Raw genomic sequence first — 11,881 nt, forward strand, 5'->3', positions numbered from 1 at the left:
CTGTGGAGCCTGTCTGCATGTTTGCTCGTGTACCGAATCCCATCCCGGCCCGTATGAAGGGCCTGAACCGCGCCGAGATCTGCGACACCAATTTCATCGAATTCGTCAGCGCGCTGGCGCCAGGCCCGGTTCAGGGCCCGCAGCCGGCGGCGCCCATCCTGCCCGGTAGCGCATTGGATGCGCAGGGCTTCCGCGAATTGTTCGAGTCGCAGCTGGTCAGCCGTCATCTGGATTTGATGGCGCGCGTGCTGCGGGTGCAGAACAAGGTTTTCTACACGATTGGCTCATCCGGCCACGAAGGCAATGCGATGGTGGCGCGGGCGGCGCGGCATACCGATCCGGCCTTCCTGCACTACCGTTCGGGCGGTTTCATGGCCGAGCGTTTCCGCAAGTTGCCGGGCATGGACCCGGTGATGGATTCGGCGCTGTCGTTCGCGGCCAGCAAGGATGACCCGGCCAGCGGTGGCCGCCACAAGGTATGGGGCAGCAAGCCCTTGTGGGTGCTGCCGCAGACCTCGACCATCGCCTCGCACCTGCCCAAGGCGCTGGGCACGGCAATGGCCATCGAAGCCGGCAAGCGGCTGGGGCAGGGCCTGCCGATTCCCGATGACAGCATCACCATCTGTTCCTTCGGCGATGCCTCGGCCAACCACGCCACCGCGCAGACTGCGTTCAATGCCGCGGCCTGGAGCAGCTTCCAGAAGCTGCCGGCGCCGGTGCTGTTTGTTTGCGAGGACAATGGCATCGGCATTTCGGTCAAGACGCCTGCGGGTTGGATAGGTGAAAGCTTCCGGCAGCGGCCGGGGCTGGACTACTTCCAGGCCGACGGTCTGGATCTGGCCACGGGTTATGCCGACGTGCAACGGGCGGTGGAACATTGCCGGCGCACGCGGCGGCCGACCTTCCTGCATCTGCGCACCACGCGCTTGATGGGCCATGCCGGCACCGATTTCGAGATTGAATGGCGGGCCCTGGAGGAGCTGTGCGCGGTGGAAGCGGGTGATCCGTTGCTGCGCTCGGCGCAGATCGCGATCGAGTCAGGTCTGATGGACAAGGCCGAAGTGCTGGTCTTGTACGAACAGACCCGCCAGCGCTGCTTCGCGGCTGCCGAAGATGCAGATCAGCGCCCGCGTTTGACTGAATTGCAGGATGTCATCGCACCGCTGGCGCCATACACGCCGGACAAGGTGCAGGCCGAGGCGACCCGGGCGGACCACGCCGAGCGCCGTCTGCAGGTATTCGGCAGCGAGGCCGGGCTGCCGGAGAACCAGCCAGCCAGGCATCTGGCGGTGCAGATCAACCAGGCATTGCATGATCTGTTCGCCAAGTACCCGGAGACCTTGTTGTTCGGCGAGGACGTGGCGCAGAAGGGCGGCGTGTACACCGTGACCAAGGGCCTGCAGAAGGCCTTCGGTCCGCGCCGGGTGTTCAATACCCTGCTCGATGAAACCATGATCCTGGGCATGGCCCAGGGCTTCGCCAATATGGGCATGTTGCCGTTGCCGGAAATCCAGTACCTGGCTTACCTGCACAACGCCATCGATCAGGTGCGCGGCGAAGCCTGCTCGCTGCAGTTCTTCTCCAATGACCAGTACCGCAACCCGATGCTGATCCGCATCGCCGGGTTGGGGTACCAGAAGGGCTTTGGCGGGCACTTCCACAATGACAACTCGATCACCGCCATCCGCGATATTCCCGGGCTGGTGGTTGGCTGCCCGTCGCGCGGCGATGACGCTGCGGCGATGCTGCGTACGCTTGCCGCTTTGGCCAAGGTGGATGGACGGGTCAGCGTGTTCCTTGAGCCGATCGCGTTGTATATGACCAAGGATCTTTACGCGCCCGGTGATGGCCAGTGGTTGTTCCCGTATCCGGCGCCGGATCAGGCGTTGGTGCTGGGCGAAGGCCGGGTCTATGGCGAGGGCAACGATGACCTGCTGATCATCAGTTACGGCAATGGCGTGCCGATGGCGCTGCGTGCGGCCAAGACCATCGAGCAGCAGCATGGCTGGAAGGTGCGGGTGGTGGACCTGCGCTGGCTGGTGCCGCTCAATGCCAGCTATATCGCCGCACAGGCCAAGGGCGCCAAGCGCATCATCGTGCTCGACGAAGGCCGCCATAGCGCCGGGGTGGGCGAGGGTGTGATCACCGCGCTGGTGGAGGCCGGTTTGGCGCAGGTGCCGCTGCGCCGGGTAACCGGCGTGGATACCTATACGCCGCTGGCCGGTGCAGCGCTGCTGGTACTGCCGGGTGATGCCGATGTGGTGGCTGCGGCAGCGGAGCTGGCGTGAGCGGCCGGCTGCTGTTTGCGGGAGCGGCGCTTGTTTGTAGGAGCGCCGCTTGTTTGTAGGAGCGGCGTCAGCCGCGAAGCAGATATCGCTGAAATCACCGCTATGCCCGCGACCTGACTGAGCTGTGGCTTCGCGGCTTATGCCGCTCCCACAACTCAGCTCCCTCCCTTTGGCATAGCCAAGGGGAGGGTTGGGGAGGGGTTGGTTTTTGGGGCTTTCCGGCACTACCAGCTTCGCGGCTTACGCCGCTCCCACAAAGGCAGGCAAGATCGCTTTAGGGTTGCAGACAAACAAAACCCCGCCAAGGCGGGGTTTTGTTTTCATGCATCAACAGCTGGATCAGCTATTGGCTTTCAGCTTTGCCAGGCGCAACCAGGTATCGACCACGGTGTCCGGGTTCAGCGACACCGACTCGATGCCTTCCTGCATCAGCCATTCGGCCAGATCCGGGTGATCGGACGGGCCCTGACCGCAGATGCCCACGTACTTGCCCTTGGCGCGTGCGCTCTTGATCGCCATCGACAGCAGCTTCTTGACCGCCGGGTTCCGCTCATCGAACAGGTGCGCGACGATCGAGGAATCGCGGTCCAGGCCCAGGGTCAGCTGGGTCAGATCGTTGGAGCCGATCGAGAAACCGTCGAAGATTTCCAGGAACTCATCGGCCAGCAGCGCGTTGGACGGCACTTCGCACATCATGATGATCTTCAGGCCGTTCTCGCCCTGCTTCAGGCCGTTGGCAGCCAGCACCTCGACGACCTTGCGGCCTTCTTCCAGGGTGCGCACGAACGGGATCATCACCCACAGGTTCTCAAGGCCCATTTCGTTGCGCACGCGCAACACGGCCTGGCATTCCAGTGCGAAGGCCTTGGAGAAGCTCGGGTCGACGTAACGGCTGGCGCCGCGGAAGCCGATCATCGGGTTCTCTTCGTGCGGCTCGTAGTTGTTACCGCCGATCAGGTTGGCGTACTCGTTGGACTTGAAGTCCGACAGGCGCACGATCACCGGGTTCGGTGCAACCGAGGCGGTCAGGGTGGCGATGCCTTCGGCAAGACGGTCCACATAGAAGCTCACCGGATCCTTGTAGCCGGCGATCTTCTCGTCGATCTTCTTCTTGGTGGCAGCGTCCTGGCGGTCGTATTCGAGCAGCGCGTTCGGGTGGATGCCGATGTGGCTGGCGATGATCATTTCCAGACGGGCCAGGCCGATGCCGGCGTTCGGCAACTGGCCGAAGTCGAAGGCACGTTCCGGGTTGGCCACGTTCATCATGATCTTCAGCGGTGCCGGCGGCATGTTGCCCAGATCGGTGGTGGTGCGGTCGAAGGCCAGCTTGCCGGCATAGATGAAGCCGGTGTCGCCTTCGGCGCAGCTGACGGTCACTTCCTGGCCGTCCTGGATCAGCTGGGTCGCGTTGCCCGAGCCGACCACGGCAGGAACGCCCAGCTCACGCGCGATGATCGCGGCATGGCAGGTGCGGCCACCACGGTTGGTGACGATGGCCGAGGCGCGCTTCATCACCGGCTCCCAATCGGGGTCGGTCATGTCGGCGATCAGCACGTCGCCCGGCTGCACGCGGGCCATGTCGTCCAGCGACTTGACCACGCGGGCCACGCCGGCGCCGATCTTGGCGCCAACGGCGCGCCCTTCGGCGATGACTTCACCCTTTTCCTGCAGCGCATAGCGCTCGATCTGGGTGGCCTTGGCGCGCGACTTCACGGTTTCCGGGCGCGCCTGGACGATGAACAGCTTGCCGCTGACGCCGTCCTTGGCCCACTCGATATCCATCGGGCGGCCGTAATGCTTTTCGATGACCAGTGCCTGCTTGGACAGTTCCTGCACGTCCTCATCGCTGATCGAGAAGGTGTTACGCACTTCGACCGGGGTGTCTTCGATCTTGACGCGCTCGCCCGGGACGTCCGAATAGACCATGCGGATGGCCTTGGAGCCCAGCGAACGGCGCAGGATGGCCGGCTTGCCGGCATGCAGGCTCGGCTTGTAGACGTAGAACTCGTCAGGATTGACCGCGCCCTGTACCACCATTTCGCCCAGACCGACCGAGGAGGTGACAAACACCACGTCGCGGAAGCCGGACTCGGTGTCCAGGGTGAACAGCACGCCGGAGGAACCGACGCCCGAACGCACCATCAGCTGCACGCCAGCGGACAGGAACACGTCTTCATGCTTGAAGCCGTGGTGCACGCGGTAGGCGATGGCGCGGTCGTTGTACAACGAGGCGAACACTTCCTTGACCTTGTGCACGACGTCGTCGGCACCGGTGACATTGAGGAAGGTTTCCTGCTGGCCGGCGAACGAGGCATCCGGCAGATCTTCGGCGGTGGCCGAGGAGCGCACGGCCACGGCGATATCGCCGCCACCGTTCTCTGCGCTCAGCTTTTCGTAAGCGGCGCGGATGTCCTGGTCCAGCTGCGGCTGCAACGGGGCGTCGATGACCCAGTTGCGGATCTCCTTGCCGGCAACGGTCAGGGCGGCGACATCTTCCACGTCCAGCGTGGCCAGCTTGTCGAAAATGCGCTTGGACAGGTCGTTATGGGCAATAAAGTCCTTGAACGCCTCGGAGGTGGTTGCATAACCACCGGGGACGGACACCCCCAGACCGGCAAGATTGCCGATCATCTCCCCGAGCGAGGAGTTTTTGCCACCCACGCGGGCCAGATCGGCCAAGCGCAGCTCATGCAACCACAGGATATTCTCGTTCAAGCGCGATGCTCCGTTGAGGCCATCGCCCGTGGCGGGCTTGGGATGGCCACGTCCGTAGGAAGAAGCCAATATGATGCAGTGCACACCGAAGCCGCACAAGCTTGTGACAATACTTTGTCTTGTGCTTGTCTTTTCCGGGACAGGCTAGGCCATCACGCTTGACCTGTGGTCAGGATCACATTCCGAAGGGAGCTCTCATGACGGCAATTCGGCCGGTTTTCTATGTTTCTGATGGCACCGGCATCACCGCCGAGACCGTAGGTCACAGCCTGTTGACCCAGTTCAATGGCTTCAGTTTCGTTACCGATCGCATGTCGTTCGTCGACGATAAGGAAAAAGCCCACGAGGCGGCTGCCCGTATCCGCGCCGCTGGCGAGCGCTACCAGGTGCGCCCGATCGTGGTCAGTTCCTGCGTGGATTCCAGTTTGGGGATGATTCTGGAGGAGAGCGGGGCGCTGGTACTGGATGTCTTCGCCCCATTCATCGGGCCATTGGAGCAGGAATTGAGCTCTGCCCGGCACTCCAAGGTGGGCCAGGCGCACGGCATGGTCGACTTCGATACCTACCACCGGCGCATCAATGCGATGAATTTCGCGCTGAGCCACGATGATGGCATCGCGGTTAACTACGACGAGGCCGATGTGGTGCTGGTGGCGGTGTCGCGCGCCGGCAAGACTCCGACCTGCATTTATCTGGCGCTGCATTACGGCATCCGCGCGGCCAACTACCCGTTGACCGAGGAGGACCTGGAGCAGGACCGCCTGCCGCCGCGCCTGCGCCCGTATCGCAGCAAGTTGTTTGGCTTGACCATCGACCCGGAACGGCTGCAGCAGATCCGCCAGGAGCGCCGCCCCAATTCGCGTTATGCCAGTTTCGAGACCTGCAAGCGCGAAGTCACCGCGGCTGAAACCATGTTCCGCATGGAGCGCATTCCAACGCTGAGCACCACCCACACCTCGATCGAGGAGATCTCCAGCAAGGTGCTGAGCACCTTGAGCCTGCAGCGCGAGATGTTCTGAGCCAAGGTCCCGGTAGTGCCGAGCCATGCTCGGCAGAGGCCCTACCGGCAAACCCAGGTTGGCCGTGGATTTGCCTCGTGGGAGCGGCATAAGCCGCGAAGCTGATGGTTCTCAGAAATTGCAGCCAGTCCTGCGATTTCATTGACGCAGGCTTCGCGGCTTACGCCGCTCCCACACTGCTTTTGGGTCACCGGTAGTGCCGAGCCATGCTCGGCAGAGGCTCTACCGGAAAACCCAGATTGACCCCAATTTGCCTTGTGGGAGCGGCATAAGCCGCGAAGCTGATGGTCTTCTGGAATTGCAGCTGGTCCTGCGATTTCATTGACGCAGGCTTCGCAGCTTATGACGCTCCTGCAATGTTTTTGGGTCATTGGTAGAGCCTCTGCCGAGCATGGCTCGGCACTACATGGACCGCTGTTGATCGTCGTTGCTGCGCCCGACACGTCCCGGCGTGTACGATCAGCCAATGGCAGGCGCACTTTCCCGCATTGATCGCATCCCCAGGCTCAGCCGGCTGAGCTGGCTGATGGGCTTGTATGCGGAAAACCACGATCACCTGATGCGCCTGTTCGCACCGGACCGGCTGCATGTGGGTAGCCACCTGTCCAGCATCGGCGATGGCCTGGATCTGCGCCTGGACGTGATCGAGTGCCACCGTTACACGGTGGAGCTGCGCTTGACCTATGACCTGTGCGACCCGGTCACCGGTGAGCCCGACCCTTCAGCGTTCGTGCGCCTGTACCGCGACGCACGCCAGGCCGAAACCACGCATTGCTATGTGGGCAGGCGCTGGCAGGACGTGATGGGCATGTATCCGCCACCGGAGGCCTTGATCAGCCATCGCATGCGCATGAATACCTTCCTCGGCAAGTGGCTGGACTACCTGGCCGAACGCGGCCACAGCGTAGCCACGCTGCGGCGAGTGGACGACACCGTGGTGCCGATGCGGCGCATGGACGTGTTGCCAGGCTGAGGCGCGCGCCGCGCATCGGTCATACTGCACGCCCCTCTGGTTCCGGTTGTCGCTATGCCGTACACCCCGATTATGGCCACGCTCGGCTATGTCTTGTCCGCCGACGGCAGCAAGGCCTTGATGATCCACCGCAACACCCGCCCCGGCGACATGCACCTGGGCAAGTACAACGGGCTGGGCGGCAAGATGGAAACCGACGAGGACATCCTTGCCTGCATGCATCGCGAGATCCGCGAAGAGGCCGGCATCGAGTGCGGCACCACCCGCCTGCGCGGCAGCATCAGCTGGCCGGGCTTCGGCAAGAACGGCGAGGACTGGTTCGCCTTCATCTTCGTCATCGATGACTACACCGGCACGCCGATGGAAGTGAACCCGGAAGGCACGCTGGAATGGGTGGCCGTGGATCAGCTCGAATCCCTGCCGCTGTGGGAAGGCGACCGGCATTTCCTGCCGCTGGTGTTCGACCAGGATCCGCGGCCGTTCCATGGAGTGATGCCTTACCGCGACGGGCGCATGCAGTCGTGGAGCTATACGCGGCTGTAATGCCTGGGCGCGGAGGCTGGTCGAGCCTGCCGCGCTGCGGTATTCCCGCAGCTGGCGGCTGTGAGCGGCCCGCTATGAATCCGGGGTGTACCCGGTAAGCCGGGCGATGGCCCCTGGGGAGAAGGCAGCCCTTGGCGCCCTGGACGCCTGTACTGTCCAGCATTCAGCTGCTCGCGGTACCCTGTGGGGGTCAATGCACCGTGAGTTCCCATGAAACGCCATTTCTCGATGCTCCGTGAGTTCCAGCTTGCGGATTGGTTCACCCTCGGCAACGCGTTCTGCGGCACCGGCGCGGTGTTCGCGGCGATGCGCTTCCTGCAGGACGGCCAGCGCGGCTTTCTGATGTTCGGCATGGCGCTGATTCCATTGGCCTTCATTTTCGATGCGCTGGACGGGCGGGTCGCACGATGGCGGCAATCGTCCTCCACGCTGGGCCGCGAGCTGGATTCGCTGGCCGACATCATCTCCTTTGGCGTTGCGCCGGCGGCGCTGGCCTATGCCTGTGGCATGCAGGGCGGCTGGGACTGGCTGATCCTGAGTTATTTCGTCTGCTGCGGCGTCAGCCGCCTGGCGCGCTACAACGTCACCGCCGAAGAGATCGCCGGCGAATCGGACAAGGTGCCGTATTTCGAAGGCACGCCGATTCCCACCAGCCTGGCGCTGGTGATCGTGCTGGCCCTGGCTGCCCATTTCAACGCGATCGGTCCGGCGCTATGGGGCGGCAGCTGGCAGCTGGGCCCGTGGCAGCTGCATCCGCTGGTCCTGCTGTTTGCGCTGTCCGGCTCGCTGATGATCAGCAAGACGCTGCGTATTCCCAAGCCCTGACGCCGGCAGGGCGGCCGCATTGCTATCATCGCCGGGTATTCGGGGAGTAGACGATGGCGGCGGCAGGCAACAACGACAACGCGGATTTTGAAGCCAGCATGCGCGGCTATTGGGACGCGTGGTCACAGTCCATGCAAGGCCCGGCTGCGGCAGCAGGCGCGGACTTCCCTTGGCGCGAGAGCATTGCCCAGTGGACCCGCCTGGTAAGCACCGACACCCCGCCGGAAGTGCAGGCACTCGGTGCGCGTTTCCAGCACCAGGCTGGCGATTGGCTGGGCATGATGCAGCAGGTCGCCGCACGCTTCGCCGGCCGTGACACCTCGGCGGCGGAAGTGGCCGCGGCGTGGCGCGAGGCCGTGCAGGCCGGGCAGGGTGACGCGCTGTTGCAGTGGATGCTGGGCGCTGCCCGTGGCGGCAATGCGCTGAACGACCAGCCCTGGCTGCGCGAGTTCGCCAAGGCCGCGCAGAGCGGCTTTGGCGGCGGCGATTGGTTGAACGCGCCGGCATTCGGGCCGGCCCGCGAGCATCAGGCACGTTGGCAGGCGCTGCTGAAAACCCAGCAGGAGTACCAGGCCCGTGCCGAAGCCTATGTGGATACGATCCGCGAGGTGCTGGAGGACGCATTCAAGCGTTTCGAGGCCAAGCTGGGCGAGCACGAAGTACCGGGCAGCCAGCTGACCAGTGCGCGCGCGATGTTCGATCTGTGGATCGATGCGGCCGAAGAGGCCTATGCCAAGGTGGCGCTGTCCGAGGATTTCCAGCGTATCTATGGCGAGTTGGCCAACGCCCAGATGCGTTTGCGCGCGGCCTCGCAGAGCGAGCTGGAGCGTGCCTGCGATGCCATGGGTGTGCCCACCCGAACAGAAATGGATGCCGCCCACAAGCGGATTGCCGAGTTGGAACGGCAGGTGCGGCGCCTGCTTGCCGCAAGCCAGAAGACGAACGCGGCTGCGCCGGTGAGTGCGGCCAAGCCCACCGTCACGAAAGCATCGACAAAAGCTGCCAAGCGTGCTCCTGCAGGCACTGCCGCGAAAGCTGCAAAAGCTGCTGTAAAGAAGGTCGCCAAGGCACCGCCGCGCAAAACCGCAGCAAGCAAGGCCAGCGCAACCAAGGCCACAGTCAAAAAGCCGGTTGCCAGGAAGACGGCGGCGGCAGTTAAGCCGGCGCCGGCGCGGCGCGGGAGAACGAAATGAAAGGCCCGCTCGGGTTTGGCAACGATGATCTGCTGCAGGAAACCCTGCAGTGGCAGCGCAAGCTGGTTGATGGCCTGAAGCTGTTGCCGGGTGTGGAAGACGTGGATTACGGCGTCACCGAGCGGCAGGAAGTGTGGAGCGACGGCAAGGTCAAGCTGTATCGCTTCGTCAGCGACAAGGCCAAGGTCGGGCAGCCGCCGTTGCTGATTGTCTATGCGCTGGTCAATCGGCCCTACATGGTCGATCTGCAGGATGGCCGCTCGCTGGTACAGAAACTGCTGGCCCTGGGCCAGGATGTGTATGTGCTGGATTGGGGTTACCCGGACCGTTCAGAGCGCTTCCTGACCCTGGAAGACTATTTGCTGCGCTATATCGACGGCGCCGTCGATCACCTGCGCGCGCAGCGCGACGGTGCGCCGGTGAACATGCTCGGCATCTGCCAGGGCGGTGTGTTTGCGCTGTGCTACAGCGCGTTGCGCCCGCACAAAGTGCAGAACCTGATCACGATGGTGACGCCGGTGGACTTCCACACCGCCGACAACATGCTGTCGCATTGGACGCGGCATGTGGATGTGGACCTGTTCGTCGATACGTTGGGCAATATCCCGGCCGACCTGATGAATGCCAGCTACCTGATGCTCAAGCCGTTCCGCTTGAACGTGCAGAAGTACGTTGGCTTGATGGATATCCTCGACGACAAGCATGCGCTGGAAGACTTCCTGCGCATGGAGAAGTGGATCTTCGATTCGCCGGACCTTGCCGGCGAGGCGTTCCGCCAGTTCGTAAAACAGTTCTATCAGGACAACGGACTGATGCGCGGCAGCATCCGCATTGGCGAGGAGCCGGTGGATCTGGCGCAACTGCAGATGCCCATCCTGAACATCTATGCCGAACAGGATCACCTGGTGCCGCCGGCTGCGTCGCGGGCGATGCAGGCGCAGGTAGGCAGCGCGGACTACACCGAGCTGGGTTTCCGTGGCGGCCATATCGGCATCTATGTGTCCGGGCGCGCCCAGCGCGAAGTGCCGGGCGCCATCAATGACTGGTTGAGCGAACGCGCATGAGAAAACTCTGCAATCTGTTGCTCGCAGCTGCACTGGCTGCCATTGCAGTACCGGCCAGCGCCGCACCCAGTGCAGCTACCCAGCGCGAGATCAATGGCTTGATGCAGGCCCTGGAAAGCTCGGGCTGCCGCTTCCAGCGCAACGGCACCTGGTATGAAGGCGCAGCCGCGCGTGGGCACCTGCAACGCAAGTACGACTATCTGCTCAAACGCGACATGGTCGACAGCAGCGAGCAGTTCATCGACCGTGCCGCCAGTCGCAGCAGCATGAGCGGCAAGGCCTATCGGGTTTCCTGTGCAGGCGTGCCCGAGCAGGATGCCTCGGCCTGGTTCCTGCAGCAGCTGCGGCGCCTGCGCGCACCGGCCGGCTGATGCAGGCTGCGCCCGCTAACGCAGTGTCGCTGGCCTGAAGCGGATGCTGCTTTCAATGCCGCCGCTATGGCTGCGCATTCTGGGTGGCCTATGGACCTCGCCCAATACCTTGATCGGTTTGATCGCCGGCGGGCTGGGATGCGTTGCCGGTGCGCGCGCGCATTGGAGCAGCAGCGAGTGCGCATGGGTGTTCCGGCGCTGGCCGTGGGGACCGGGTGGGGCGATCACCTTCGGCATGGTGATCCTGCATACCGGCGATGATCTGGACGGCCTGTGCATGACCTACGAACACCGCGCTGGCCGCTGCCAACATCCGCGCGTACGCCTGGGTGACCACGAACGTGCGCATGTCTTCCAGTACCTGGTACTTGGGCCTTTGTTCCTGCCGGTGTACCTGTTGTGTGGTGGCGTGAGCGTGCGTAATCCGTTCGAGCGCGCGGCGGACCGCTACGCGATGCAGGGGCGTGGTTGGTGGCCTGGCGGTTACTGAGATATCTGGCCCCCTGATGTGGATGCGCTGAACGCTGACATCAAACGCCAACCTTTTGTGTACAACTCTGTAACGTGTCCCCGCGTATCGTTACCCCTGTTACAGATCCAAACAGATCCAACAGGAGTACGACCCACCATGGCAATTGTTCTTTATATCGGTGGCAGCAAGGATGGCGATAAGGGTGTGTTGCCCTACGGCTTCAGCAAAACCCGCGCAGATACCGAGCATGGCCCGGAAATTTACGTCGAACGGATGATGAGCGTGAGTGGCAGAATGCCGATGCGCGTCATGGTGCTGCAAGACCTGCGTGAGGACATCGCCAGCCAGCGGCTGAATCAGCACCTGGCCTGAGTATTCAGGCCCACGCGTCGGGCGACAGGTCCGGCGCGTGCTGTCA

Annotated in this window: 11 protein-coding genes; 10 read left to right on the top strand and 1 reads right to left on the bottom strand. The window is 63.4% G+C overall.

What is annotated here, in order from left to right; genetic code table 11:
* The first annotated feature begins 17 nt into the window (after positions 1-17).
* Complete coding sequence (locus ABB27_RS08870) at positions 18-2,288, top strand: thiamine pyrophosphate-dependent enzyme (RefSeq protein ID WP_057628341.1); 2,271 nt, start codon at positions 18-20, stop codon at positions 2,286-2,288.
* A gap of 339 nt (positions 2,289-2,627) precedes the next feature.
* Here ABB27_RS08870 and ppsA read toward each other — a convergent pair whose 3' ends face one another.
* Positions 2,628-5,003 (bottom strand): phosphoenolpyruvate synthase, encoded by a 2,376-nt coding sequence (gene ppsA / locus ABB27_RS08875; RefSeq protein WP_057628342.1) that lies wholly within the window; start codon positions 5,001-5,003, stop codon positions 2,628-2,630.
* Positions 5,004-5,200: 197 nt separating this feature from the next.
* On the opposite strand from ppsA, the gene ppsR reads away from it, so the two are divergent.
* The 9 genes from ppsR (at position 5,201) to ABB27_RS08920 (ending at position 11,835) form a co-directional block, all read left to right on the top strand.
* Positions 5,201-6,022 carry a posphoenolpyruvate synthetase regulatory kinase/phosphorylase PpsR gene (gene ppsR / locus ABB27_RS08880; protein ID WP_057628343.1) on the top strand — a complete coding sequence of 274 codons (822 nt, stop codon included), beginning with the start codon at positions 5,201-5,203 and terminating at the stop codon, positions 6,020-6,022.
* A gap of 466 nt (positions 6,023-6,488) precedes the next feature.
* Positions 6,489-6,995, top strand: a complete 507-nt coding sequence (locus ABB27_RS08885) for a DUF1249 domain-containing protein (protein ID WP_057628344.1) — start codon at positions 6,489-6,491, stop codon at positions 6,993-6,995.
* 54 nt (positions 6,996-7,049) lie between these two features.
* The gene (locus tag ABB27_RS08890) at positions 7,050-7,538 is read left to right on the top strand and encodes an NUDIX hydrolase (protein WP_057628345.1); all 489 of its coding nucleotides are present in this window, start codon (positions 7,050-7,052) and stop codon (positions 7,536-7,538) included.
* Between the two features lie 210 nt (positions 7,539-7,748).
* Positions 7,749-8,363: a CDP-alcohol phosphatidyltransferase family protein gene (locus ABB27_RS08895; protein WP_057628346.1), complete on the top strand. Its 615-nt coding sequence runs from the start codon at positions 7,749-7,751 to the stop codon at positions 8,361-8,363.
* A gap of 53 nt (positions 8,364-8,416) precedes the next feature.
* A complete protein-coding gene (gene phaE, locus ABB27_RS08900) occupies positions 8,417-9,556 on the top strand; it encodes a class III poly(R)-hydroxyalkanoic acid synthase subunit PhaE (RefSeq protein WP_057628347.1) in 1,140 nt (379 codons plus the stop codon).
* Positions 9,553-10,620 carry a class III poly(R)-hydroxyalkanoic acid synthase subunit PhaC gene (gene phaC, locus ABB27_RS08905; protein WP_057628348.1) on the top strand — a complete coding sequence of 356 codons (1,068 nt, stop codon included), beginning with the start codon at positions 9,553-9,555 and terminating at the stop codon, positions 10,618-10,620. Before phaE ends, phaC begins: the two co-directional genes overlap by 4 nt.
* On the top strand, positions 10,617-10,991 hold the full coding sequence (locus tag ABB27_RS08910) for a YfeK family protein (RefSeq protein ID WP_057628349.1): 375 nt from the start codon (positions 10,617-10,619) through the stop codon (positions 10,989-10,991). Before phaC ends, ABB27_RS08910 begins: the two co-directional genes overlap by 4 nt.
* A 43-nt stretch (positions 10,992-11,034) precedes the next feature.
* On the top strand, positions 11,035-11,481 hold the full coding sequence (locus ABB27_RS08915; RefSeq protein ID WP_057628350.1) for a hypothetical protein: 447 nt from the start codon (positions 11,035-11,037) through the stop codon (positions 11,479-11,481).
* A 138-nt stretch (positions 11,482-11,619) separates the two neighbouring features.
* Positions 11,620-11,835 carry a hypothetical protein gene (locus ABB27_RS08920; protein ID WP_057628351.1) on the top strand — a complete coding sequence of 72 codons (216 nt, stop codon included), beginning with the start codon at positions 11,620-11,622 and terminating at the stop codon, positions 11,833-11,835.
* Positions 11,836-11,881 lie beyond the last annotated feature (46 nt).

The organism is Stenotrophomonas terrae, from assembly GCF_001431465.1.
In the GTDB taxonomy this organism is placed as follows: domain Bacteria; phylum Pseudomonadota; class Gammaproteobacteria; order Xanthomonadales; family Xanthomonadaceae; genus Stenotrophomonas; species Stenotrophomonas terrae.

Excerpts from the sequence above, each read along its gene's own strand:
- ABB27_RS08885 (WP_057628344.1), top strand. The coding sequence starts at position 6,489 with ATGGCAGGCGCACTTTCCCGCATTGATCGCATCCCCAGGCTCAGCCGG.
- phaE (WP_057628347.1), top strand. The coding sequence starts at position 8,417 with ATGGCGGCGGCAGGCAACAACGACAACGCGGATTTTGAAGCCAGCATG.
- phaC (WP_057628348.1), top strand. The coding sequence starts at position 9,553 with ATGAAAGGCCCGCTCGGGTTTGGCAACGATGATCTGCTGCAGGAAACC.
- ABB27_RS08890 (WP_057628345.1), top strand. The coding sequence starts at position 7,050 with ATGCCGTACACCCCGATTATGGCCACGCTCGGCTATGTCTTGTCCGCC.
- ABB27_RS08895 (WP_057628346.1), top strand. The coding sequence starts at position 7,749 with ATGAAACGCCATTTCTCGATGCTCCGTGAGTTCCAGCTTGCGGATTGG.
- ABB27_RS08915 (WP_057628350.1), top strand. The coding sequence starts at position 11,035 with ATGCTGCTTTCAATGCCGCCGCTATGGCTGCGCATTCTGGGTGGCCTA.
- ppsR (WP_057628343.1), top strand. The coding sequence starts at position 5,201 with ATGACGGCAATTCGGCCGGTTTTCTATGTTTCTGATGGCACCGGCATC.
- ABB27_RS08920 (WP_057628351.1), top strand. The coding sequence starts at position 11,620 with ATGGCAATTGTTCTTTATATCGGTGGCAGCAAGGATGGCGATAAGGGT.
- ABB27_RS08870 (WP_057628341.1), top strand. The coding sequence starts at position 18 with ATGTTTGCTCGTGTACCGAATCCCATCCCGGCCCGTATGAAGGGCCTG.
- ABB27_RS08910 (WP_057628349.1), top strand. The coding sequence starts at position 10,617 with ATGAGAAAACTCTGCAATCTGTTGCTCGCAGCTGCACTGGCTGCCATT.